Consider the following 23,850-nt stretch of genomic DNA (forward strand, 5'->3'; position numbering starts at 1 on the left):
CATGAGTCTATTTAACTCCTTTAATTTGTCAGAATGGGCGCTCAAAAATAAAGGCTTAGTGCTTTATTTTATGATTTTGCTGGGGATTGTCGGGTTATTTTCTTATTCCAAACTGTCTCAAAGTGAAGATCCTCCTTTTTCCTTTAAAGTGATGGTGGTGCAAACCTACTGGCCGGGTGCAACAGCACAGGAAGTCTCTTTGCAAATCACCGATAAAGTTGAAAAGGAGCTCATGAGTACAGGGCTCTATGACAAGATTATGGCGTACTCTCGTCCTGGAGAGTCCATGGTCATGTTTATGGCAAAAGATTCGTTAGTATCCAATGAACTTCCAAATGTTTGGTACCAAGTACGTAAAAAAGTCGGTGACATCAAAACACAGTTGCCTTCTGGTGTTCAGGGTCCATTCTTTAATGATGAGTTTGGCGATACATTCGGGAATATTTATGTTTTAACAGGCAAAGACTTCAATTATGCCACACTCAAAGAATATGCCGATCGACTACAACTTCGCTTACAGCGAGTAAAAGATGTCAGCAAAGTCAATTTGGTTGGATTACAAGATCAAAAGATTTGGATTGAGATTTCCAATACTAAAGCAGTGCAGATGGGTGTGCCTGTTACAGCAATCCAAGAAGCTTTGGCAAAACAAAATAGTGTGACCAGTGCAGGTTTCTTTGAAACAGGTACAGACCGTATTCAAGTCCGTGTCAGTGGCGCATTAAAAAGCGTAGACGATCTGAAAAAAATGCCGCTGCTGGTGGGAAATAAAACTATTCAACTGAGCGATGTGGCTGAGGTTTATCGTGGTTTTAGTGAGCCTGCTCAACCGCGTATGCGCTTTATGGGAGAAAATGGTATTGGTCTTGCTGTATCCATGCGTAAAGGTGGGGACATCATTGCATTGGGTAAAAATCTAGAGACTGAATTTCAAACCCTACAAAAGACTTTACCTTTGGGCATGGAACTGAAAAAAGTTTCAGATCAGCCAGTTGCAGTACAACGTAGTATTCATGAATTCGTCAAAGTATTGGCTGAGGCTGTGATCATTGTTTTACTGGTCAGTTTCTTCTCATTGGGGTTCCGAACAGGATTAGTGGTTGCCTTCTCGATTCCGTTGGTGCTTGCCATGACCTTTGCAGGGATGAATCTGTTTGATGTTGGCTTGCATAAGATTTCTTTAGGCGCATTGATCCTCGCATTAGGACTTTTGGTCGATGATGCCATTATCGCGGTCGAAATGATGGCGATCAAAATGGAGCAAGGCTATAGTCGAATGAAAGCCGCAGGATTTGCTTGGACCAGTACCGCATTTCCAATGCTAACAGGTACATTAATTACCGCTGCGGGATTTTTACCGATTGCGACCGCTGCATCAAGTACAGGTGAATATACCCGTTCAATTTTCCAAGTGGTTACCATTGCTTTAGTTGTGTCATGGTTTGCCGCGGTGATTTTTGTACCTTATTTGGGTGATAAATTACTGCCTGATTTTAGTAAAGAAGCGCAAAAAGCGCCGTGGTATCAGCGTCTTTATGCAAGATTGCGTAAACAACCAGAACCGCAACCTGTGATTCATCATGCTGGTGAGCATTTTGATCCCTACCAATCGAAATTTTATCAAAGCTTTAGAAAGTTGGTGAATTGGTGTGTGACCTATCGAAAAACGGTGATTTCAATCACTGTGGGGATATTTGTACTGTCGGTGGTGATGTTTAAGTTTGTACCACAACAGTTTTTTCCACCGTCAAACCGTGCCGAAATTCTGGTCGATTTAAAATTGGAAGAAGGCGCTTCACTCACCGCAACTGAAAATGCTGTGAAAAAAGTGGAAGCATTCTTATCCAAACAAGACGGTATTGATAATTATGTCGCTTATGTTGGCACAGGCTCGCCACGTTTTTACTTGCCACTTGATCAACAAATGCCACAAGCCAGTTTTGCACAGTTTGTGGTGTTGGCGTCATCACTTGACGATCGCGATGAAATTCGTAAATCCTTAGATACTCAAATTCGCCAATTATTGCCACAAGTTCGAACCCGTGTCTCATTGTTGGAAAATGGTCCTCCTGTGGGCTATCCGTTGCAGTATCGTGTATCTGGTGAAGACGTTGCTGTAGTCCGTCAGGAAGCCCAGAAAGTTGCTCAACTGCTGAGTGAAAATCCCAATACTGGCAATGTGCATTTGGATTGGGGTGAGCAAAGTAAAATCATTTCTTTGCTGATCGACCAAGATCGTGCGCGTCAAATGGGCGTGAGTTCGGAAGATTTGGCGAATTTCTTAAACAGTTCGATTTCAGGTGCAATCATCAATCAGTATCGTGAAAAGCGTGAATTGATCGATGTGCGTATCCGTGGAGATCAGGCTGAACGGATAAATGTTGAAGCATTATCAAGTTTGGCTGTACCGACCAGCAATGGCACTACAGTACCATTGGCACAAATCGCGAAACTACAGTATAAGTTTGAAGACGGTCTAATCTGGCACCGCAATCGTTTACCAACCATTACAGTACGTGCAGATATTCGGAGCAAGTTACAACCCGCAACTGTTGTAAATCAAATGGCAGAGAAAATGGATCAGCTTCGCGCAACATTACCAAGTGGTTATTTGGTTGAAGTGGGCGGAACAGTAGAGGAGTCTGCCAAAGGACAAAGCTCTGTGAATGCAGGTATGCCTCTATTCCTAGCAGTGGTATTTACGCTCCTGATGATTCAGCTGAAAAGTATTTCACGTTCTTTCATTGTGTTTTTGACTGCGCCATTGGGTTTAATCGGTGTGGTTTTATTCCTGTTGTTATTTAATAAACCGTTTGGCTTTGTGGCAATGCTCGGTACGATTGCATTATCTGGTATGATTATGCGAAATTCTTTAATTCTGATCGATCAGATTGAGCAGGATATTCGAGCTGGGCATAATCAATGGGATGCAATTTTGGACGCAACAGTACGCCGTTTCCGTCCAATTATTCTTACTGCATTGGCTGCTGTTTTGGCGATGATACCGCTGTCACGTAGTATTTTCTTTGGTCCGATGGCTGTTGCGATTATGGGTGGATTAATTATCGCTACACTTTTGACCCTATTTTTCTTACCTGCGCTATATGCGACTTGGTTTAAGATTAAAAAAACTACAGAAAATACATAATTTGTTGTGAATATTAGGTGCGAAAAATTGAAAACTTCAATATAGTAGCACTTAATCTTTAACAGAAAATAACATAGGAAATTTCATTGCATAATAAGTCAATCAGTATGCAATGAATTTGAGGTCAAAAACACCCATGGGGCAAACAAATCCGGAACAGCATCGTAAGTTCATTACGAGCTCTTATTTGTTTATGTTTCTTGCATTATTTACGGTAATTACAGCAGTGCTCGCATATTGGTTAGCGCGCAAGGTAGCAGTAGCAAATGATGCAGAGGTATGGATACATGCACAAGCATTGTGGATTATGCGCAATGCTGTCATTTTTTTGATTTTAGCGGCTTTTGCTGCATTGTGGTTTATTCCTTTAATGTTTTTCTATTGGGACAGTTTCATCTGGGTAAAAGCATGTACGGTGGCAGGTGTCGTATTTAGTGCGATTGCATGGCTATATTTACTCAATGTTTGGCTTAAAGGTTTTACAAAATATTTACAGAAAAAAGCAGTTTTTTAAAAAAAACTAGATTTCAAACTTGTAAAAAATAACATCGCCCCCAATTTACTCTGCATAGAAGTATTATCAAATTTTTGTGGAGCATCGCCAATCATGGCTAAACGTGATTATTATGAGGTTTTAGGTATCGCTAAAACCGCTAGTGATGATGAAATTAAAAAAGCCTACCGTAAGTTGGCGATGAAGTATCATCCAGATCGCAACCCTGACAACGCAGAAGCTGAAGAAAAGTTCAAAGAATGTGCAGAAGCCTACGAAGTGCTTTCTGACAGTGAAAAACGCAGCATGTATGACCGTATGGGGCACAATGCCTTTGAAGGTGGTATGGGCGGTGGCGGCTTCGGCGGTGGGTTCAGTGCCGAAGATATTTTCAGCCAGTTTGGTGATATTTTCGGTGGTGCTTTTGGCGGCGGTGGTCGTGGTCAACAACGTGCACGTCGTGGCTCAGATCTCCGTTATGTCATGGAATTAACGCTTGAAGAAGCTGTGAAAGGGGTGAAAAAAACCATTACTTTCACTGCACCAGCACCTTGCGATGCCTGTGATGGAAAAGGTTCAAAAAATCCGAATGATGTTGAAACGTGTAAGACTTGTCATGGTGCAGGTCAGGTGCGTATGCAACAAGGGTTTTTCTCAGTCCAACAGACTTGTAGCACTTGTCGCGGACAGGGCAAAATCATTAAAAACCCATGTAATAAGTGTCATGGTTCTGGGGTTTCAGATCGTCAACAAACGCTTGAAGTGACCATTCCAGCAGGTGTGGACAATGGTGATCGCGTACGCTTAACCGGTAAAGGTGAAGCAATTCGTGATGGTCAGTCTGGTGACCTATACGTTGAAGTGGTTGTACGTGAACATGACATCTTCCAACGTGATGGTGCAGACCTATACATGGATGTGCCTGTGAGCATTGCTGATGCTGCCTTAGGTAAGGAACTTGAAATTCCGACTTTAGATGGTCGTGTCAGTTTGAAAGTGCCTGAAGGTACACAAACGGGTAAAATGTTCCGTTTACGTGGTAAAGGGGTAAAACCTGTGCGTAGTAGCATGCAAGGTGATTTACTTTGCCGTATCGTAGTAGAAACACCAGTGAATTTGACAAGTCGCCAACGTGAGCTGTTGAAAGAACTTCAAGCGACCATGGAAAGCGATGACAATAAATCTTCGCCGAAGAAAAAATCTTTCTTTGATCGTTTATTCGACTAATTAATCTGAACGATTAAAGCAATAAAAATGGAGCAACAGTGAGCTGTTGCTCCATTTTTTTATTTTGTCGGTTGATCCGATGGTGATAGATCAAATTCATGATCATCTGATGCAGCATCGATTGAATTGTCATCTTGTGGAAGAATCACTGCCGGAGTGGATGAGGATGCTGTCTGCGGTTCAGCGGGGACGGCAGATTCTTGTGCCCAACTGAGCGAAACAGTTGTGATCATCATTAGTCCTAAAATCATGGTTTTGACTTGCATTATATTTCCTTGAATCTCTCTATTATTTGTATGACTTCCACGCTTTAGAATATTCATTTATTAAGCTTAAATTTTATTTAAAATTGTTTCGTTATTTTAGGGTTTGTGGGCAATTCGTCTATGTTTGCGACTAGGTGTGTTTTTTAGGCGATTCTAGGCGCGAAATACGAAATTTAGTCATTCTAAATGAGTCCTAATTGCAGCTTCAAAATATAATTTCTTTTGATCAATTAATTTGATGTTATGAAAATATTGTTGAATGAGATAAAACTTTCATTGCCACAGTTTACATCTAAAGTTTCAATAGATTAGCGTAGATCATATTGTGAATCTGTGCAGTGATTTCAAGATTAGAGGATATAACCCCATATCCTCTAATACAAAAACAAACCAAAATTATTCAAGAATCGGAGCGTCAATATCTTCGACACGAACTTCAGTTTGTGTTTCTGAAGGCGTAGTTGCGTTGCCTTGAGAGACCGTTTTTTCTTCAGTAAGTGTAGCGGCTGGAGTTGGTGTAGATTCAGCCCAAGCACTGGTCATCATTGTTGCTAATACAAATGCAAAAACCATTTTATTCGAATGCATATTGATCTGCTTATAATCCATATTGTTTTCATTCGTGGCAGTAGTCTGCTGTGTGATTCTTGCACTTTGATGAAATAGATTGAGCAATATTTTAAATTTTTTCAAAGTTTTACCGATATATTTTTTAGTCTTAATCTATTTTTTCGTTGAGTCTACTTTTTTGACCTTAATTGCCGAAGACTTAAAAGAAATCAGAAAGTTCGCAGTATTTTTTAAATGGAATCGTGGTCTTGGAACTGAGTTTTGTTATAGTAGAGCCAAATTTTCAAATTCAGATTTAGGAAGATCGTATGTCAGCAGCTCCACGTATTGGTATTTTAGGTGCAGGCGGTCGTATGGGCCGTACATTGATTCAAGCGGTACAACAAGCAGGTTATCAGCTTGCGGCAGCGGTAGAGCGTCCAGAAAGTACGTTGATTGGAGCAGATGCAGGGGAACTTGCTGGAATTGGTGCTGTAGGTATCAAAGTCGTGGGCAGTTTGGAAGACATTTTAAAAGATGTTGATGTGGTGATTGATTTCACTGCCCCAGTTGCAACAGAAAGCCATCTAAAATTATGCCGTGATGCTGGTGTTGCCATGGTGATTGGAACAACAGGTTTTTCAGATGAGCAAAAAACCTTGTTAAATCAATCTGCGACACAAACCCCCATTGTTTATGCCGCAAACTACTCAGTGGGTGTCAATGTTTCAATTAAATTGCTCGAGCTGGCTGCCAAAGTTTTTGGTGATACAGTGGATATTGAGATTATCGAGGCACACCATCGTCACAAAGTAGATGCACCATCTGGAACTGCTTTGATGATGGGGGAAGCGGTTGCGGAAACTTTAGGGCGTGATTTGAAGAAAGTGGCGGTTTATGGTCGTGAAGGTCATACAGGTCCACGTGAACGTGAAACGATCGGTTTTGAAACGATTCGTGGTGGTGATATCGTCGGTGAGCATACTGTGATGTTCATAGGCGAGGGTGAGCGTGTCGAAGTGACACATAAAGCGACCAATCGTATGAACTTTGCAGCAGGCGCTGTACGTGCAGCAGCTTGGGTTGTCGGAAAAGATGCAAAAAAATACGATATGAAGGACGTTTTAGGCTTAAATGATATTCAAGCTTGAAACATGTTGCGCTAAAATTATAACAATGAGTCAAATTTTGAACATAAAAAATGAAAAAAATAGTGATATTACTTACTTGTGTAGTCAGTGCTTTTAGCCTGACTGCACAAGCAGCTTTACCGAGCAATGCCAAATTGAGTCTGAACAAAAACAACATTAAGGTTTGGACTTATAAAGATACCAATAACCCTGTTCTGTCCTATAAAGCAGAAACAACAATAGACGTACCGATCGAACGGGCTGTTGCTCTAGTTCTGGATGTCAATAATTCACCTAAATGGGTACCTAATGTTGCTAAAGCAGAAGTGCTGTCTCGAGATGATAAAAAGGGTGAATTCAGTATTTATATGGTTTTAGACTTTCCATTTCCTCTAAAAGATCGTGACATGGTGGTGAAAGGAACGATGTCTAAAGACGCGAGTGGCACGATTTATATTAAAAACTCTGCGGTACAACAAGGCAAAGCACTGAACTCAGATTATATTCGTTTAAAAGATTATGCGGGAGATTGGACATTTCAAAAACTTGGTCCCAATAAAGTGAAAGTGATCACTTCTGGACATGCCAATCCTGAAGGTTCAATCCCAGCAAGTGTGACCAATATGCTGGTTGAACAGCAACCTTATCAAATGCTGCAAAAGATGAAATCTGAATTGGCAAAGAATACCAAGCTTGCTGCCTTACCTGAAATTTTAAAATAATCATGGATTCAGGATGCGTTATTTATTGCTATTTTGAACCTGCACCCTATGAAGGTGCAGGGAAATAAACAATATAATCAATTCAGACGCAGATGATTGGGTAAGTTAACATTAGCTGAATTGATGCACGGGTTCTTTGCTCATTTTCATTTGGATAAATACCAAGAGCAATCCAAATGCGGTAAGTACTGCGCCTGCAATTGAAACGGCTGAATAACTCATATCCATACTGAGAACTACACCACCTACGGTTGCGCCTAAAGCATTACCTAAATTAAATGCACCAATATTCACTGAAGAGGCTAGTCCTGGTGCTTCATGCGCAACAGACATCACCCGCATTTGGAGTGGAGGCACAACGGCAAAGGCTGCAGCTCCCCAAACAACAAGTGCCAAAGCTGCACCAAGCGGTGTTTGTGCCAAGATCGGGAACAGTAACATGGACAGCATTAATAACACTAAAAAGCCTGTCAATGTCTTATTCAGTGATCGATCTGCGAATTTCCCACCGAGATGATTCCCAATTGAAAAACCGATTCCGATTAAGACCAACATCAGTGTGATAAAGATTGGGCTGGCATGGGTGATATTTTGCAAGCTCGGTGCAATATAGGTGTAGAGCGTAAACATTGCTCCTGCACTCATCACAGTCGTCAATAAAGCAAAAACCACAGGCAAGCGAGTCAAAACTTTCAGTTCAGCTTTTACATTTGGACGCGGACCTGCCGCATCTACAGGCAAGGCTTTCCATAATGCCAACATGGTGATGACACCTAAGATCGCGATTGCGGCAAAGGACATACGCCAACCAATATTTTGTCCAACCCATGTTGCTAGAGGTACACCCCCAATATTGGCAATTGTGAGTCCCATAAACATCATGGCAACAGCACTCGCCTGTTTGTCTTTAGGCACAACACTGGTGGCAACAATTGAGCCAATCCCGAAAAATACACCATGATTAAGACTGGTAATTATTCGAGCTCCCATCAGCCCCCAATAGTTCGGTGCAATGGCTGCAAGAATATTGCCCACAGTGAAAATACTCATGGCAAATATCAGTGCTTTACGTCGTGAAAAATGTCCAAACCACAATGTCATAATCGGAGCACCGATCATTACACCTAGTGCATAAGCCGTAATGAGCATCCCCGCAGTGGGAATCGAAATGTTGAGGTTTTCTGCAATTTGAGGTAGAAAACCCATTGGAGAAAATTCAGTTGTTCCTATTGCAAAAGCGCCTATGGCTAGTGCAAGTAAGGGAAAATTTAATTTCATGAGAGATCTCAAATATACAGAAGATTGAAAAAAGACCGAGTACAGTGGTGCAATCATCAGACCAATATCACAAGCACAATTTTTTGATGTTGATTTCAACAAAAGCTTTTAGATCGCATTTTGTTTGAGTCAAACACACATCAAAGCTTCGCAACAAAAGATATTGCGAAGCAATTGATGCCTTTCAATCGATCAGAAATGAACAGTGAAAATCTGAGAATAGATTTAGCTGTGATTAAACTGAGCAGCTAAATTAAATATCCCATTTCGGTGCTAAATTTTCTGGATCAACTTCACGACCATTGCGCTCCAGTTTTGCAATCATGTGCATTTCTTCAGTAGAGAGTTGAATCTCTTGGGCTTTTAAGTTCGCCATTAAGTTTTCACGTTTGGTTGATGATGGAATAACCGCAAAACCTTTTTGCAATGCCCATGCCAACGCAATTTGTGCTGTTGAAGCTTGATGGTGTTGAGCGATTTCAGCCAATACAGGGTCATTTAAAACCTTGCCATAAGCTAAAGTCATGTATGACGTCACATCAATATGTTGTGATTGTAAGAAATCTACTAACTTTGAGTTTTGTAAATAAGGGCTGAGCTCAATTTGGTTTGTCGCAATATTTTCAAGTCCAACAGCATCAATCGCTTGTTGTGACAAATCAATATTGAAGTTTGAAATACCAATATGTTCAGTTAAGCCAAGTTTTTTAGCTTCTAAAAGGTTATGCATCATTTCAGCAACAGAAATACCTAAACTTGGTGCAGGCCAATGGATCAAAGTCAGATTGACAGCATCAGTGCGCAGTTTTTGCAGGCTTTCTTTCAAACTTGGAATGAGTTTGTCTGCTTGATAATTGTCTGTCCATATCTTTGTCGTGATAAACAATTCATCAGGATGAATATGACTTTCAGCAATCGCCTGACCGACTTCGGCTTCATTGCCATAGATTTGTGCTGTATCTACAGCACGATAACCCACATCTAGCGCATTTTTAACTGAATCTATTACGGTTTGACCTGATAAACGGAAAGTACCAACGCCAAATTGAGGAACGATATTTGTCATGATGAGTTTCACTTTGTTTTCTGAGATTAGGGCTATTTTGCTATTTTAATTGTTGCGGAAAAATAGAGGAATATGCAAAATATTATTGACTATTAATCAATAATAAATCGTGATATTGCAGAGATGAAATCGACCTTAGAAGAGTTACAGGCATTTATCAATATTGTGGACAGTGGTTCGATTGTTGCTGCTGCAACACATCTTGAACAAACGACTTCGGGCGTGAGCCGAGCTTTGCAACGGCTTGAGTCTAAATTGAATGTGACTTTACTGGAGCGAACTACGCGGAAGCTTAAGTTAACTCAAGAGGGGCAATTATTTTTAGAAAAAGCCCGTAAAATTGTACATGATCTGAATGAAGCTGAAGATGCTTTATTGAAGTCGGACAGCGATACTTCTGGGTTGATTCGTGTCGATTCGGCGACGCCTTTTGTGTTACATGTGATTGCACCCTTAATGCAAGAGTTTTCTCAGCTTTATCCAGACATTGAAATTGAATTAAACAGTAATGATCAAATCATTGATTTATTGGAACATAAAACGGATGTCGCAATACGTTTTGGAGAATTAAATGACTCCAGCCTACATGCGAGATTGCTGTGTAAAAGTCGTTTATACATTGTTGCCAGCCCTGAGTATTTAGCACGAAATGGTTATCCTGCAACCCCACTCGATATCCTCAATCATGTTCAAATCGGATTTAGTAAGGTCAGTCATCTCAATACTTGGCCCATCCGTGTGAATGGTGAAAAATTGACTGTACAGCCTAAAATCAAAGCATCTAGCGGTGAAACAGTACGTCAACTTTGTCTACGTGGGCATGGTATTGCCAGACTTTCAGCATTTGAGGTGCTTAAAGATCTCAGAGCGGGAAGGTTGATCGCGCTATTTGAAGATCAAATAGAAATTTACGAGCAACACATCCATGCAGTTTATTATCAACAAGAACATTTACCTAAACGTGTACGTCTATTTATTGAGTTTTTAGCGCAAAAGCTGTCAAGGTTTCGATAGTCTTTTGTGGTGGTAGATCTAGACTCAATAATGGGGCAGTGTTGGGCTGTTGCGGTGTCACCAAATGAATTTCAAAATGCTCGGCGGAGGTTTGTTGGCATTGGAATTCCAAATTTTTTTGAACAGGCATATTTATTTTAACAGCCTGATCTCCACTGGCACGATAGTGATAATGTCTGACCGCGACAGCCTGATGCAAGGTTGGCTGTAGATGATCAAGCTGATAATTACCCAAACGTTGTGTCTTCAAAAAACCTTCAATCAAAGATTTGCATACAAAATGTTGTTGCTGAGCTGCTTTATTGACTTGTTGAGGCTGGCAGGCGCTGAGTACCAAAGCAAGGCTGATTAGGGCGATGATTCTCATTATTTTCTCCTTTCAAATCAATTATGTTTTAAAAACTGGCTGTAAAAGAAGCATAAATCTGTTAGATTTACAGATACAGATACAACAAATATTAAAATTTGGGTACAGATATGGCTTTCCAATATCAGATCTTGGCACAGCAGATCGCGCAAAAAATTTATTGTGGAGAGCTCGCAGTCGGGCAACGACTGAGTTCTTTGCGTCAATTTGCTGAACTACAAAAAGTGAGTTTGAATACGGCAAAGAGTTGTTATGAATTGCTTGAAGCTCAAGGCTTGATTTTTGTCAAAGAAAAGTCAGGTTATTTTGTACAAGCTTTGCCAAATTCCCCGCAGATTGCTGTACCTGACCATCCAGATTTTCAGTCTAGACCACGGGAAGTTTCTAATCTGGAATTGCAAATTCAAATTCATGAGGCTGCGATCAATAATAAATTGATTCATCTCGGTTCGATTCAATTGTCACCTAATCTGGTTCCTATCGAAGCCTTACGTCGTTCAATCCAACGTGCTTTAAAGCACAGTAAACCGGAAGATTTTTTATATAACGATCGTCAAGGACATCTGCAATTGAGGGAGGCTTTGTCAGCACACTGGGCTGAAGATGGTTTTTATATTGCAAAAGAAGATATTTATATCAGTAATGGCTGTATGCCTGCACTGTCGATCATGATTCAGAGCCTTACACAAGTTGGTGATAGCGTGATTGTGCCGACACCAAACTATAATGGGCAGTTGCAGTTATTGGCTTTGTTGAAGCGAAAAATTATCGAAATCCCAGCCAATACAGAAGGTTTTGATCTAGATCGTTTAGAGCAAGAAATGCAAAGTCCAGGGGTAAAAATCTGCTTATTGACGGCTAATTTTCAAAATCCTCTGGGTTTTTGCCTCAGCAATGCTGAGAAAGAACGTATTGCACAACTTGCGGCGAAATATCAATGCTATGTGATTGAAGATGATATTTATGCAGAATGTAGTTTTAATGCCAAACGTCCTTTACCTATTAAATATTGGGATCAACAGGGTTATGTGGTGTATTGCAGCTCAGTCTCAAAATCTCTATCGACCTCTTATCGTGTAGGCTGGTTTTGCTTACCGCAGCGCTTACAACATTTACATGCAAGAATCATTTTACAGAATGTTTCGGTGAATACGCCTTTGCAATTGGGGCTTGCTGATATGATTTATAGCAGAGCCTATCGTCAACATCTGAGTGAATTACGTCCTAAACTGATGGCACAGGTTGAGCAGTATCGACAATTTATTCAACAGGCTTTTCATGGCGTGAGTATCCGTTTGAATCAACCGCAGGGGAGTTATGCGCTTTGGCTGCAATTCCCTGAACAAGTAGATAGTTTGGCGTTGTATTACTATGCGCAGCAATACAGTATCAATATTGTTCCGGGTATTATTTTTGGTGAAGATCATCGTTATAACAATTGTATTCGTTTAAATGCAGGACATGAATTGTCTCAGGAGGTTCAGGATGCCATCATGTTATTGGCAGATTGGGTCAGAGGCGAATTGTCAACCAAGAGTGTGGCATAAGCTCACTCAACATGATGACATTCATATCGCCTCACGTTAGAAAAAAACAGTGATGATCCAAAAAATTAAAAATAAATGAATGCCCAAGATCTTCTAACAAATTCTATAAAAACATAAATTTAATCAGATATGCGTGATTGAAATCAAAGCACTAGTCCGAAGAATCCGGCAGTTTGACTAAGGTTTACAAACGGCATGATCCATTGCCCCATTGACGATGATGAATGTCAACGTAAATGGGGTATATTGCATAGATTAAAAATCAGCTTTTAACACAATACGATAACGTGCTTTTCCTGAATGGAGGCGTTCCAAAGCATCATTAATTTTTGACATTGGATACACTTCAATTTGAGGAGCAATATTTTTACGCGCTGCGAATTGCAATAATTGACGTAATGCAAAAGGGGAGCCTGTTGGAGAGCCAGTTACTGATTTTGCACCACTGATCAATGTACCTGCAGGAATGGGCATAGGTTCAAGCACCATGCCTAACATATGAATAGTGCCATTGGGTGCAAGTGTATTCAGATAAGCTTTCCAGTCTAAGCTCACATTCACCGTACAGAGTAACAAATCAAATTTACCACGTTGTGCTTTTAAATCATTTGCATCACGGCTATTGACGATATGGTCTGCGCCCATCGCTCGCAGCTCATCTGACTTATCTAAATTAGAGGTGAATGCGGTAATTTCACAGCCCCACGCTTTGAGTAATTTAATTGCCATATGACCTAAACCACCAATCCCAATGACACCTACATGATGAACAGCTTGAATTTGGTGTTTTAAAATCGGATCAAAAACAGTGATTCCCCCACATAATAGTGGACCTGCACTTTCAGGGTCTAAGTTTTCAGGAAGTGGAATAATCCATTGCCAACCAGCACGAACCTTATCTGCAAAACCGCCAGCATGACCAACGATGGTGGCTTTTTTTTCGCCAGTGCAAAGCACTTGTTGTCCACTGACACATGGGTCACAGTGCTGACAACTTTCTGCTGTCCAACCGATACCAACACGTTGTCCAACTTTTAAACCTTTTGCTTCTGAACCCAACTGAGTGATTGTTCCAATAATTTCATGACCACCCACTACAGGGAAAACTGCATTTCCCCATTCATTGTTAATCACGGAAACATCAGAGTGGCATAAACCGCAATATTCAACTTTAACTTCAACTTGATGTGGCGCTAAATCGCCAGCATCAAATTGATAGGGTACAAGTTCAGCGCCTGCTTCTAGGGCTGCATAGGATTGAATGATATTGGCTGACATATGAATCCTTCCTGTTTTTTGAGCGAAATTTAGCGCGACATACAATCATTTTCATGGTCATTGACCATTCCAACCGCCTGCATGAATGCGTAGCATGTTGTTGGACCGACAAACTTAAAGCCGTTTTTCTTCAAAGTTTTAGACAACTTTAGGCTGGCTTCAGTTTGCGCAGGTGCTTGTCGATAATCAGGAACATCATTCAGCTGTACCTGTTGATCAACAAAATCCCAAAGCCAATCTACCATATCAATATTTTTCGCTTTCATGTTTTGCCATGCAATGGCATTGTCACGAATAGCGGTAAGTTTACCAATATGACGAATGAGCCCAGTATCTTGGCATTTCAATGCCAAATCTTGTTCAGTCAAGTCAGCAATGGTTTGAATTGAATGATTAAAAAAATGTGTGCGATAAGATTCACGCTTTTTTAAAACAGTAATCCAAGATAATCCTGCTTGTTGCCCTTCGAGACACAACATTTCAAATAAATGTTGCTCATTGCGATTTGGTTTACCCCATTCATGATCATGGTATTCGATATAAATTGGATCATCCGAACACCAGCCACAGCGTTTATTGGTCATGAAAGATGCTCCATTTTTTTTGATGTAATTAGAGTTTAAATTCGACCCATTGATCTTGTTTGTTATCCCAATATGAAAGTTGGGCAGTTTCTAGGTCAGTAAAATTTATCCAAATATCTTTACCCGCTTTATCTGCAAAGCCAGTACTGATCATGAGGGACTCATTGGTGATTTCCATAATCCAGCCTTGATGGCTTTGCCCTTTGAGGACAATTTTTTGTTGATTGCCTGATTCTGCAAATTCAACTAAACGCTCAAGCAATGCTTCTGACATGGAATATTCCTAAATATCTAATTTAAAATTTAACGTAAATACGGATAAGGATTCACTGCACCTTGTCCCTTACCTCTTAAGTATAGTCCATAGTGTAAATGAGGTGCAGTATGTCGTGCATTTCCTGTATTGCCGACATAACCAATTAATTCACCTTTTTTAACGTAGTCTCCTTCTTTTAAACCACGTCGGTGATCATTCAAATGTGCGTAATAATGATAAGCACCACCAGGTCCCATTAACCAAATTACATTACCGCCTAAGTTGTTACTTTTTAAACTGGTAATCACTCCTTCAGTATTACTGTACACTTTGGTTCCACGTGAAGCCATGATGTCAATGCCCTCATGCGCACGTCCAGCACTTCGGGACGCCCCCCACGTATCGGTGAGATTTTGTGGTTTGACACCATCGACAGGGATCGCCAACCGTGTTGGAAGCGGCATTGCTTTTAATCGGTTAATTTGAGCTTGCGGAAGATGCGGTCTTGTACCACTGGGCTTTTTGGGTGCGGTGGTACATGCGCTCAATATGATTGTAAACAGGGCAATCACACAATATTGGATACGATGCGGCACGAGACATCCTTTTTTCTAGTTTCAAATTTCAGCTTTGAGGTTTAAAAAGGGTAAATTAAAATTGAAAAAATGATCAGAATACCCGTGCCTGACTATGTCATATTTTGATTGCTGAGATCAATTTTTTCATGGCTGTTGGTATACCCATTTGTGTAGCTTTTTGTGGCGTGAGCCATTCACCGCCCAGTTCAGCTTGGAGATATTCAGCTTGGTCTTTTTCAACATGAATGATGTGTGCGGTCAATATCCAAGTAAAATGAGTGAAACTATGCGAAATTTGCACAGATTCAACGTTTGAAACCAGCTTTAAACGTTCACAGATCTGTTGCAGTTCAGCCTCACTTTCAAAAATTGGTAAACTCCATAGTCCACCCCATAAACCACTATTAGGACGTTGCTCCCACAACCATTGCCCTTGAGACTCAATGAGCAAGACTTTGCCAGTTTTCACTGGAACAGGTTTTTTTGGCTTTTTATAAGGGAGTTCCGTTTCTAACCCTTGCTGATGGGCTTGGCAATGTTGCTGCATTGGGCAATATAAACATAATGGTTTTTTTGGGGTGCAGACGGTTGCACCTAAATCCATAATCGCCTGAGTATAGTCATGATTGCGTTCAGTGGGGCACAAACTTTCAGCCAATTTCCACATTTCCCGTTCATGTACAGGTTTACTGAGATCATCTTCAATGGCAAAAAATCGCGATAAAACACGTTTTACATTGCCATCCATAATGACACCATATTGGCGTAATCCAAGTGACATAAGTGCACCTGCAGTAGAACGTCCAATACCTGAGAGCTCCATCCATTGCTCCAGAGTGTTTGGAAAATGTCCTTGTTGACTGACAACCGTCGCAGCTTTATGTAAGTTTCTGGCGCGTGCGTAATAGCCCAAGCCTGCCCAATAAGGTGCAACATCATCCCATGACGCTTGACCCAAATCATCAACGGTAGGGAAGCGTTGAATAAATTTGTCAAAATATTGCAGTACTGTTTTGACTTGAGTTTGTTGCAACATAATTTCAGAGACCCAAACTTTATAGGGATCATCTGCCACTTGCCAAGGCAGATCATGGCGTCCGTGTTGATCAAACCAAGTCAATAATGCGTCTGAAAATGAAAATTGCGACATATCAATCTAGGGCAAAAATAGGTGGCTCAGTATAACCAAATTCGAATCGATTACAGAAAATTATCTGAATACTGTGCATGAGATTTGTGTGAGTTAAGCTATTTCGAATAGTCAGAATTTAATTTTAAAGTCACGTTGAATGAAGCAACATAGTGAACTAAAAAAGACGCACTAGCGTCTTTTTTAGTTCACTGGCAAAGGATTAATTTTCGTTGATGATACCCCAACGCTGATCCAGTTTAAGCGGTTCATTTTTATAGCGTGGAATGATATGAATATGAAAGTGTTTATTCTGTTCTTGACCAAAAACATCACCATCATTAAAGGCAATGTGAAAGCCTTCTGGTTGATGACGGAGCTTGAGTTCATTACGTGCCAACTCTAACAACGAAGAAAGACTTTTACGCTCTTTTTCTGAAACCTCAAAAAAGGAATCGATATGGCGCAATGGGATAATGACTGAATGCCCTTTAGACAAAGGATTTTGTTCAGGCAAAATTGCACCAAATTCATTTTTATCAATGATGTCAAATTCTTCAAATTCACAATAAGGGCATTTTATCTCAGTCATTTTAAACTCCTTGTTTACTGGTTGAGTTCATACATCAGGTTTAAAATCAAACCAATGTACGATTTAACAACTGATACATAGCAGTTAATCCTGCGCTTTCAGCTTCTGCGTTATAACCTAGATCTACACCATTGGCTTTGGCACGTTCATCTGCTTGTGGGTTACTAAAGCCATGTTTGGCATCTTTAAGGATGATCACTTCAGATTTTACTTGGGCATGATTCATTTCTTGTTTGAAGGATTCAACATCTGCCAAAGACACCATTGAGTCTTTTTCACCATGTAAAACTAAAACCTCAGCTTTAAATTTTCCTGATTGTGCTGGGTTTTGTGCGGACAGGTTGGCGTGGAAAGTAACGACTGCTTTTAAGTCAGCACCAGAACGAGCTAAATCGAGCATGACTTTTCCGCCATAGCAAAAGCCAATAGCAGCTAAACGATCTCCATCCACCTCAGGTTGAGCAGCAAGTGTAGCAAGTGCAGCAGAGGTACGATCTACAATGGTATCGGTATCTTGAAAAGTTTGCATCATCCATTCATTGGCTTGTGTCGCAACGGTTGTCACTTTTTTATCGCCATACATGTCGATTGCTAAAGCAGCAAAGCCATGTTCTGCAAGCTCTCTAGCGCGTTGCTCAGTATATTCATTGCGTCCCCACCATTCAGGACCCACGATGACACCTGCAACAGGTTGTGTAGATTCAGGGGCAGCAAAATAACCGATTAAAGTTGTTCCATCTTTTGCTTGGTATTGAATTTCACGAGTTTTAATTGCAACAGCCATCTGTTCAATCCTTTTATATTTTTGAGAGCGACATTGATTAAAGCATAAATATAAAGGATTCAAATGGCTAATTTAGGAATATTGAGTATAGAAATGTGAGAAATTATGAATGATGGAATGGGTGCAGAAATGAAAAAAGAAGGACCTAGGACCTTCTTGATCATAAACAGAGACTGTCATAAAAATGTTGAGAAAAGCTTAAACTTTCCCTCTGGAAATAAATCCGACAATTGCAAGAATAACGGCAACAACAAGAAGAATTACTGCAAAGTCTTTAGACATTCCTGCGACACCGCCAAAACCAAATAAACTTGCAACTAACGCGATCACAGCGAAAATTATTGCCCAACGGAACATGATATCCACCTCCATATTGTTTTTATGCAGTTTCAGTATAAGGAGAAAAACGGCGCGGTCTTGTGAAGTTATGTTTGAAAAGTGTGATAAATAAAGCATCATGTAACTGATTTGTGATGTTTTTTTATTCTCTAGTTCATGTTCTTATGCTGATATAATAACAACATCTCATATGACTTCACTTTATATCATGAGCCTCGAAATACGCCCCCAATTTTGGAAAAACTATCATTTGTCCGAACTCAATCAGGCGGAATGGGAGGCCTTATGTGATGGTTGTGGTTTGTGCTGCTTGGTTAAACTCGAAGATGATGAAACACATGAAATCGCTTATACCAAGGTGTCTTGTAAACTACTGGACTGTCAAACAGCACAATGTTCAGACTATGCTAATCGCTTGAACTATGTCCCAGATTGTATTCAATTGCGTCCTGAAAAATTAGCGCAAATAAATTGGTTGCCTTCAAGTTGTGCCTATCGGCGTGTCAATGAAGGTAAAAACCTTCCGTCTTGGCACTATTTAATTACAGGCTCCAGACAAAATGTGATTAAAGCCAGAAAATCTGCAGCAGGGCGCTGCATCTCAGAGACAGAAGTTGATGAGGAAGAAATTGACGAATATATTGTGCGTTGGGTACGTTAGAAAATGACCATAATTTTGAATTGATAATCATTATCAAATAGTAATATGATAAAGATGCTTTCATGATGTGATCTCATTTAAAATGTCTGGTTTATTTACACGATTGAAAAAAATTACAATGTGCCTATGTGCGATCAGTCTAAGCTTTGCTGCGTATTCCCTTGCTTATGCCAAGCCTGATCTAGAGCCCTTAGGACCGAATATTGCAGATCATGGTTCAAGTTATTATCAGTTTCAAGTTCACAGCTTTCAGTCATCCGATCAGCAACGACATTATAAAGTTTGGTTAGGTATACCTAAACAGATCAATAAAAATCAGCCCCGTCCCGCTATTTTTATGCTGGATGGTAATTCAGTCATGGCGCGTTTAGATGAAGCATTATTAAAGCAATTATCAGAACAAGATAGCCCCGTTTTAGTGGCGATTGGCTATCAAACTCAGTTGCCGTTTGAATCTGCTTCACGTTCCGTGGACTATACGCCAGCAGATGAGTCTGGAAAAATATCAGCTGATCCCCGAAATCCTGAGCGCATGTCAGGAGGAAGTCCGCAATTTAGACAAATGATTTTTGAAAAAATCATGCCTTGGGTTTACTCGCAGGTGAAATTGGATGCTCAGCGCACTGCATTGTGGGGACATTCTTATGGGGGCTTATTTGTATTAGATACATTATTGAATCGCCAGCAACATGAGCAGAAATTTTCGCATTATTTTGCTGCAAGCCCATCTTTAACTTGGGCAGATTCCCGGTTATTGAAAGCAGTTGAGCAGGTAAAACCTGAATCAGTTAAAGATCAAAAGCTATTGGTGATGGAAGGTGATCTTGTTCCATCTAGCACAGCGAAAATCAGCCCGAATGCTGATCGGGACATGAACCAAAACAATCGAAAATTGGTTCTAGACTTAGCCAGTAAAGGCGCAAATACCAAGCTTTTATTGTATCCACATCTCAGTCATGGTGAAGTGTTTCAGGCTTCACTGATGGATATTTTACAGAATCGATTATTTTAAAATTGAAAGTACAATATTGAATGCTTTCCATAGTAGACTAAGCTCAGCATTCATCAATTAAAAAAGCAGTATGTCAGACACTCAAACTCCACTTCCAGAACGTTTACGTCCACGTGATTTGTCTGAAATTATTGGACAAGATCATTTGCTTGGCGCTGACGCCCCATTACGTCAAATGATTGATCAAGGGCATTTGCCTTCGATTATTTTCTGGGGACCACCTGGTGTTGGAAAAACCACAATTGCATTATTATTGGCACAGGCTGTGGATCGTCCATTTGTCAGTTTATCTGCATTAAACACAGGTGTGAAAGAACTGCGCGAAGTGATTGCTGAAAGTGGTGATTTACTAACACCAGTGGTATTTATTGATGAAATTCATCGTTTCAATAAGTCACAACAAGACGCACTTTTGAATGCTGTTGAAAAAGGTAAAATTACCTTGATTGGGGCAACAACAGAGAATCCCTCTTTTGAAGTCAACAGTGCATTACTATCACGTTGTCAGGTATATACGCTGAATGCGCTCAGTAATGAAGCAATTCAAGAACTGATTCTTCGGGCGATTCAACAGGATAAGTTTTTACAAGAGCGTCATATTCAGATTGAAGAATTTGATGCCTTAATTCAATTCGCCGCAGGTGATGCACGTAAAGCATTGAATTTAATTGATCTCATTGCCAGCACTTTTGATTCAGATATTGAAAATATTGTGACCAATGCGATCGTCGTTAAAGTTGCCCAACAAAATATCGCACGCTATGACAAGTCAGGTGAACAACATTATGATCTTGTGTCTGCGTTTATTAAGTCGATTCGTGGGAGTGATCCAGATGCAGCGTTATATTGGATGGCACGAATGCTAAAAGGTGGAGAAGATCCAGTTTTTATCGCTCGACGTATGCTGATTGCTGCCTCAGAAGATATTGGCAATTCAAATCCTAATGCATTGTTGTTGGCAGGAGAGTGTTTCCGCTCGGTTCAAGCCATTGGGATGCCTGAATGCAGAATTATTTTAGGGCAATGTGCCGTTTATTTGGCAACCAGTGCCAAAAGTAACAGTACCTACTTAGCCATCAATAAGGCATTAGAGTTGGCTGAGAAAACCTCGAATCTACCTGTACCTCTACATTTACGTAATGCACCAACCAAATTGATGAAACAACAGGGCTACGGGGTAGATTATCTCTATCCACACAATTATCCAGAACATTTTGTGTTGCAAGACTATTTGCCACCTGAGTTAAAAGGGACAAAATTGTATGAGTCTGCGAGAAATAAACGTGAGGTAGAGGGCGAACGTTTACAACAACGCCGTTGGCAACAGGAACAGCAGCAACAATAATGTGAATGCTTGCTTTAAAGTAGCTGATCTATGACAGATAAAGGTTTAAAATATCGGCAAAATTTAAATCAGGCTGATGCCTTTAAAATGTAGCTTACTCAAAATACGTTTTAAATGCGCTAGAAATTTTATGAAACTTTCTGTTTTGTCTTATGCAATTTTAATTGCTTTACCTGTGACCAGTTATGCTGAACTGGCAACAAAGATTTCGACACAAACTCAGCCTAAAACGGCAATACAACAATTTAAAAAGCTTTATCAGCAAAATTTTGTTCAACAAAACAACATTCCCCAAGGATGGCGTATTCCCGGAAACAATCCAGGTCATATTTTTGTTGAACACGGTGTACTAAATATTGATGGGCGGGCAAATGCAATGAGCCCTACATCGATTTTATTGCCACAAAATCTTGAAAAGTATAAAAACTATAGGATTGATCTCGAATTTACTTTAGATCAGCCAATCAATGCCTCTCGCTGGGGAAGTGTGATTTATGATGTCACTGAGGCACAGGGCGTAATTCCAAGCAGTTATTATCAATTTACCATCAGAGCGGATGCGAAAGCGAAGAATGGTACTGAATTTGGGCGCCATAAAACCAATGCACAGTGGGAAGTGAGTGAGACCAAAGACTTTTCTGAAAATATCAAAGCAAATCAATGGTACAAAGCCAGTGTGGTGGTCTCAGGACAACGGGTTCAACACTATTTAAACCATCAGTTAATGCAGGATGTAGAACTTGACCAAGAATCTACAAAAGGCGGCATTGGCTTTTCTGCCTCAGGTGCTATTTTAAAAATTAAAAATATCCAAGTCTCTGAGCAGCTCACTGCCTTACCTGATCTCACCCATAATAAAGTTATACAGGTACAAGAAATTCAAACTCATGTAGCTTTAGCCCCAACCATTATTCAAAAAATAAAACATCCAAATATTGCATTAAATTCAAGTAATCAACAATATTATCAATTGGATGCAAATTTAAATTTGCTTGATCAAACTGGTCAGGTAGTCGAAACCTTAGGACACTATCTTTCCAATCCGCATCGTAACAGCATTCCTGTGTTAGAGATCAAAGATCCAAAAAGTATAGAAGCATTAAAATTGCTGTCTAAATCTCAGGATATTAGTGATATTACTGTGTTGTCGAAAAGTGATGACCTGCTTAAATCTGCACATCAAATTATACCGATGGTTCGAACAGCATTGGATTTAAGTCGAGAAAATCTTCAAGATCGTCATCAAGATCTGGTTGAAATTATCCGCCGTAGCAATCAAGCTTATGCACGAATTGTCGTGGTTCCTCAAAGCCTGAGAGAGAAAGCATCGATCAGTTTTATTCAACGTCATCTGATGACAGTTTGGGTGGATACATCTGCTGTTGAAGCTCAGGATGTAGCGCGCGTGTTGACCACAGGTGTAAATGGGGTGATCACCACGCAAAGTACGATTTTTTCCAGTATATTAAAACAATTTCCAAAAAATACTTTATTGCGTAAACCTTTTATTATTGGGCATCGGGGTGTACCCAGCTTAGAGGATGAAAATACTTTAGAAAGTGCCAAACATGCAGTCGCTTTGGGTGCAGACATTGTTGAAAATGATATTTATTTGACTAAAGATCAGCATCTTGTGGTGATGCATGATGCAACCGTTGATCGTACAACGCGTTCAACTGGAAAAATTGAAGAGATGAATCTTGCGCAGGTTCAACAATTACAATCTAAGCATAAAGCTTATAAAATACCGACCCTTGCAGAGTATTTTAACTTTTTAAAACAGCATCCAAATGTTGTACTGATGATTGAAATGAAAAGTGCCAATCCAGCGTTGGTGGCAAAAATGCAGGATGAGATTAAAAAGTATCAAATGGAAAGCCAAGTGGTCACGACATCATTTAATACCGATCAAATTGTACGTGCACAAACTCAAATGACTGAGATTCCTCGAGGTTTGTTGGTAGGGAATATGCCAAACAGTCGTAACAATTTGGTCAATACTAAACAAATCAATAGCGATGTCCAAAAGTATAACTCTAGTTATAACCCTGCTTATCGGTCTGATTTGATCAATATTTTAGAAGCCTCAAAACATCGTGGCATCAGTTTCTGGCCTTGGGCTTTGAGTGATGATACATTTAACAAGTTGTATGTGGCAGGAACCAATGGGATCACCACCAATTCAGCACAGCTTTATTCTAAATATATCGTGGATATACAAGCACCGAAAAATATCAAAGCCAAAGTAGGACAGGCTGTTTTAATTGATGCTCAAACGACTCAACAAGACGGAGAAAAAGCCAAATTGCAAGTCAACAATTTTGTGGTTTTAGCTGGTTCTCCAAAGCATGAGCTAAAAAATGGGCAGTTGCGTTTTGTTGAACAAGGAACAGCTTATGTTTTGGCGGGCTACAAATATCAGATTGACCCGCAAAATGACTATCAAATCTTTTCAGCACCTATCAAGGTGGTGGTGAAATAACTT

Annotated in this window: 24 protein-coding genes; 11 read left to right on the forward strand and 13 right to left on the reverse strand. The window is 40.2% G+C overall.

The annotated features are described in order from the left end of the window. Position 1 precedes the first annotated feature (1 nt). The 3 genes from TOL5_RS00275 (at position 2) to dnaJ (ending at position 4,868) form a co-directional block, all read left to right on the forward strand. Positions 2-3,148 (forward strand): efflux RND transporter permease subunit, encoded by a 3,147-nt coding sequence (locus tag TOL5_RS00275; RefSeq protein ID WP_121774684.1) that lies wholly within the window; start codon positions 2-4, stop codon positions 3,146-3,148. A 136-nt stretch (positions 3,149-3,284) separates the two neighbouring features. Continuing rightward, positions 3,285-3,662, forward strand: a complete 378-nt coding sequence (locus TOL5_RS00280) for a hypothetical protein (protein ID WP_121774685.1) — start codon at positions 3,285-3,287, stop codon at positions 3,660-3,662. 93 nt (positions 3,663-3,755) lie between these two features. Continuing rightward, entirely contained in the window at positions 3,756-4,868 is a 1,113-nt protein-coding gene (dnaJ, locus tag TOL5_RS00285; protein ID WP_004825793.1) for a molecular chaperone DnaJ, read from the forward strand. 59 nt (positions 4,869-4,927) lie between these two features. Here the strand turns inward: dnaJ and TOL5_RS00290 are convergent, their stop codons facing one another. Both TOL5_RS00290 and TOL5_RS00295 read right to left on the reverse strand, forming a co-directional pair. Next, a complete protein-coding gene (locus TOL5_RS00290) occupies positions 4,928-5,134 on the reverse strand; it encodes a hypothetical protein (protein WP_121774686.1) in 207 nt (68 codons plus the stop codon). Positions 5,135-5,530: 396 nt separating this feature from the next. Beyond that, positions 5,531-5,722 (reverse strand): hypothetical protein, encoded by a 192-nt coding sequence (locus tag TOL5_RS00295; protein ID WP_035300961.1) that lies wholly within the window; start codon positions 5,720-5,722, stop codon positions 5,531-5,533. 290 nt (positions 5,723-6,012) lie between these two features. Between TOL5_RS00295 and dapB the strand changes: the two genes are divergently transcribed. Together dapB and TOL5_RS00305 are read left to right on the forward strand one after the other, a co-directional pair. Next, positions 6,013-6,834, forward strand: coding sequence for a 4-hydroxy-tetrahydrodipicolinate reductase (gene dapB / locus TOL5_RS00300; protein WP_004825798.1), 822 nt, complete (start codon positions 6,013-6,015; stop codon positions 6,832-6,834). Between the two features lie 50 nt (positions 6,835-6,884). Then, entirely contained in the window at positions 6,885-7,535 is a 651-nt protein-coding gene (locus TOL5_RS00305) for an START domain-containing protein (protein WP_121774028.1), read from the forward strand. Between the two features lie 111 nt (positions 7,536-7,646). On the opposite strand, the gene TOL5_RS00310 is transcribed toward TOL5_RS00305, so the two are convergent. Continuing rightward, positions 7,647-8,813: an MFS transporter gene (locus TOL5_RS00310; protein WP_121774027.1), complete on the reverse strand. Its 1,167-nt coding sequence runs from the start codon at positions 8,811-8,813 to the stop codon at positions 7,647-7,649. 253 nt (positions 8,814-9,066) lie between these two features. Beyond that, on the reverse strand, positions 9,067-9,879 hold the full coding sequence (gene dkgB, locus TOL5_RS00315) for a 2,5-didehydrogluconate reductase DkgB (RefSeq protein WP_121774026.1): 813 nt from the start codon (positions 9,877-9,879) through the stop codon (positions 9,067-9,069). Positions 9,880-10,002: 123 nt separating this feature from the next. Between dkgB and TOL5_RS00320 the strand changes: the two genes are divergently transcribed. Continuing rightward, a complete protein-coding gene (locus TOL5_RS00320; RefSeq protein ID WP_009585422.1) occupies positions 10,003-10,893 on the forward strand; it encodes a LysR family transcriptional regulator in 891 nt (296 codons plus the stop codon). On the opposite strand, the gene TOL5_RS00325 is transcribed toward TOL5_RS00320, so the two are convergent. Beyond that, positions 10,853-11,260 (reverse strand): hypothetical protein, encoded by a 408-nt coding sequence (locus TOL5_RS00325; protein ID WP_042087770.1) that lies wholly within the window; start codon positions 11,258-11,260, stop codon positions 10,853-10,855. The genes TOL5_RS00320 and TOL5_RS00325 overlap by 41 nt on opposite strands. Before the next feature lie 110 nt (positions 11,261-11,370). Here TOL5_RS00325 and TOL5_RS00330 point away from each other — a divergent pair, with 110 nt between their 5' ends. Beyond that, positions 11,371-12,807 (forward strand): PLP-dependent aminotransferase family protein, encoded by a 1,437-nt coding sequence (locus TOL5_RS00330; RefSeq protein WP_009585411.1) that lies wholly within the window; start codon positions 11,371-11,373, stop codon positions 12,805-12,807. Between the two features lie 255 nt (positions 12,808-13,062). Here TOL5_RS00330 and ahr read toward each other — a convergent pair whose 3' ends face one another. The 8 genes from ahr to TOL5_RS00370 form a co-directional block, all read right to left on the reverse strand. Then, entirely contained in the window at positions 13,063-14,085 is a 1,023-nt protein-coding gene (gene ahr, locus TOL5_RS00335; protein WP_005034992.1) for an NADPH-dependent aldehyde reductase Ahr, read from the reverse strand. Positions 14,086-14,114: 29 nt separating this feature from the next. After that, positions 14,115-14,669 carry a DNA-3-methyladenine glycosylase I gene (locus TOL5_RS00340; RefSeq protein ID WP_004825818.1) on the reverse strand — a complete coding sequence of 185 codons (555 nt, stop codon included), beginning with the start codon at positions 14,667-14,669 and terminating at the stop codon, positions 14,115-14,117. 28 nt (positions 14,670-14,697) lie between these two features. Next, complete coding sequence (locus TOL5_RS00345) at positions 14,698-14,943, reverse strand: hypothetical protein (protein ID WP_004825820.1); 246 nt, start codon at positions 14,941-14,943, stop codon at positions 14,698-14,700. Positions 14,944-14,972: 29 nt separating this feature from the next. Continuing rightward, entirely contained in the window at positions 14,973-15,521 is a 549-nt protein-coding gene (locus tag TOL5_RS00350; protein ID WP_005034996.1) for a M23 family metallopeptidase, read from the reverse strand. Between the two features lie 97 nt (positions 15,522-15,618). Continuing rightward, positions 15,619-16,653 (reverse strand): A/G-specific adenine glycosylase, encoded by a 1,035-nt coding sequence (gene mutY, locus TOL5_RS00355; RefSeq protein ID WP_009585369.1) that lies wholly within the window; start codon positions 16,651-16,653, stop codon positions 15,619-15,621. A gap of 202 nt (positions 16,654-16,855) precedes the next feature. Continuing rightward, entirely contained in the window at positions 16,856-17,224 is a 369-nt protein-coding gene (locus tag TOL5_RS00360; RefSeq protein ID WP_004825828.1) for an HIT family protein, read from the reverse strand. Positions 17,225-17,270: 46 nt separating this feature from the next. Then, the gene (locus TOL5_RS00365; RefSeq protein WP_046760213.1) at positions 17,271-18,008 is read right to left on the reverse strand and encodes a dienelactone hydrolase family protein; all 738 of its coding nucleotides are present in this window, start codon (positions 18,006-18,008) and stop codon (positions 17,271-17,273) included. A 198-nt stretch (positions 18,009-18,206) separates the two neighbouring features. Continuing rightward, positions 18,207-18,365: a DUF1328 domain-containing protein gene (locus tag TOL5_RS00370; RefSeq protein WP_004825834.1), complete on the reverse strand. Its 159-nt coding sequence runs from the start codon at positions 18,363-18,365 to the stop codon at positions 18,207-18,209. Between the two features lie 190 nt (positions 18,366-18,555). Here TOL5_RS00370 and TOL5_RS00375 point away from each other — a divergent pair, with 190 nt between their 5' ends. The 4 genes from TOL5_RS00375 (at position 18,556) to TOL5_RS00390 (ending at position 23,847) form a co-directional block, all read left to right on the forward strand. Further along, entirely contained in the window at positions 18,556-19,008 is a 453-nt protein-coding gene (locus tag TOL5_RS00375) for a YcgN family cysteine cluster protein (protein WP_121774025.1), read from the forward strand. Between the two features lie 82 nt (positions 19,009-19,090). Then, positions 19,091-20,020 (forward strand): alpha/beta hydrolase, encoded by a 930-nt coding sequence (locus TOL5_RS00380; protein ID WP_004825837.1) that lies wholly within the window; start codon positions 19,091-19,093, stop codon positions 20,018-20,020. 70 nt (positions 20,021-20,090) lie between these two features. Further along, a complete protein-coding gene (locus tag TOL5_RS00385; protein ID WP_121774024.1) occupies positions 20,091-21,365 on the forward strand; it encodes a replication-associated recombination protein A in 1,275 nt (424 codons plus the stop codon). A gap of 130 nt (positions 21,366-21,495) precedes the next feature. Continuing rightward, complete coding sequence (locus TOL5_RS00390; protein ID WP_121774023.1) at positions 21,496-23,847, forward strand: glycerophosphodiester phosphodiesterase family protein; 2,352 nt, start codon at positions 21,496-21,498, stop codon at positions 23,845-23,847. Positions 23,848-23,850: the final 3 nt, after the last annotated feature.

It is taken from the genome of Acinetobacter sp. Tol 5, from assembly GCF_019702905.1.
Classification (GTDB): Bacteria; Pseudomonadota; Gammaproteobacteria; order Pseudomonadales; family Moraxellaceae; genus Acinetobacter; species Acinetobacter bereziniae.

Bases quoted from the DNA above. Each gene is read 5' to 3' on its own strand.
- ahr (WP_005034992.1), bottom strand. From the start codon at position 14,085: ATGTCAGCCAATATCATTCAATCCTATGCAGCCCTAGAAGCAGGCGCT.
- TOL5_RS00280 (WP_121774685.1), top strand. From the start codon at position 3,285: ATGGGGCAAACAAATCCGGAACAGCATCGTAAGTTCATTACGAGCTCT.
- dkgB (WP_121774026.1), bottom strand. From the start codon at position 9,879: ATGACAAATATCGTTCCTCAATTTGGCGTTGGTACTTTCCGTTTATCA.
- mutY (WP_009585369.1), bottom strand. From the start codon at position 16,653: ATGTCGCAATTTTCATTTTCAGACGCATTATTGACTTGGTTTGATCAA.
- TOL5_RS00295 (WP_035300961.1), bottom strand. From the start codon at position 5,722: ATGCATTCGAATAAAATGGTTTTTGCATTTGTATTAGCAACAATGATG.
- TOL5_RS00390 (WP_121774023.1), top strand. From the start codon at position 21,496: ATGAAACTTTCTGTTTTGTCTTATGCAATTTTAATTGCTTTACCTGTG.
- TOL5_RS00375 (WP_121774025.1), top strand. From the start codon at position 18,556: ATGAGCCTCGAAATACGCCCCCAATTTTGGAAAAACTATCATTTGTCC.
- TOL5_RS00320 (WP_009585422.1), top strand. From the start codon at position 10,003: ATGAAATCGACCTTAGAAGAGTTACAGGCATTTATCAATATTGTGGAC.
- TOL5_RS00365 (WP_046760213.1), bottom strand. From the start codon at position 18,008: ATGGCTGTTGCAATTAAAACTCGTGAAATTCAATACCAAGCAAAAGAT.
- TOL5_RS00345 (WP_004825820.1), bottom strand. From the start codon at position 14,943: ATGTCAGAAGCATTGCTTGAGCGTTTAGTTGAATTTGCAGAATCAGGC.
- TOL5_RS00385 (WP_121774024.1), top strand. From the start codon at position 20,091: ATGTCAGACACTCAAACTCCACTTCCAGAACGTTTACGTCCACGTGAT.
- TOL5_RS00380 (WP_004825837.1), top strand. From the start codon at position 19,091: ATGTCTGGTTTATTTACACGATTGAAAAAAATTACAATGTGCCTATGT.
- TOL5_RS00290 (WP_121774686.1), bottom strand. From the start codon at position 5,134: ATGCAAGTCAAAACCATGATTTTAGGACTAATGATGATCACAACTGTT.
- TOL5_RS00325 (WP_042087770.1), bottom strand. From the start codon at position 11,260: ATGAGAATCATCGCCCTAATCAGCCTTGCTTTGGTACTCAGCGCCTGC.
- dnaJ (WP_004825793.1), top strand. From the start codon at position 3,756: ATGGCTAAACGTGATTATTATGAGGTTTTAGGTATCGCTAAAACCGCT.
- TOL5_RS00275 (WP_121774684.1), top strand. From the start codon at position 2: ATGAGTCTATTTAACTCCTTTAATTTGTCAGAATGGGCGCTCAAAAAT.
- TOL5_RS00305 (WP_121774028.1), top strand. From the start codon at position 6,885: ATGAAAAAAATAGTGATATTACTTACTTGTGTAGTCAGTGCTTTTAGC.
- TOL5_RS00370 (WP_004825834.1), bottom strand. From the start codon at position 18,365: ATGTTCCGTTGGGCAATAATTTTCGCTGTGATCGCGTTAGTTGCAAGT.
- TOL5_RS00330 (WP_009585411.1), top strand. From the start codon at position 11,371: ATGGCTTTCCAATATCAGATCTTGGCACAGCAGATCGCGCAAAAAATT.
- dapB (WP_004825798.1), top strand. From the start codon at position 6,013: ATGTCAGCAGCTCCACGTATTGGTATTTTAGGTGCAGGCGGTCGTATG.
- TOL5_RS00310 (WP_121774027.1), bottom strand. From the start codon at position 8,813: ATGAAATTAAATTTTCCCTTACTTGCACTAGCCATAGGCGCTTTTGCA.
- TOL5_RS00340 (WP_004825818.1), bottom strand. From the start codon at position 14,669: ATGACCAATAAACGCTGTGGCTGGTGTTCGGATGATCCAATTTATATC.
- TOL5_RS00360 (WP_004825828.1), bottom strand. From the start codon at position 17,224: ATGACTGAGATAAAATGCCCTTATTGTGAATTTGAAGAATTTGACATC.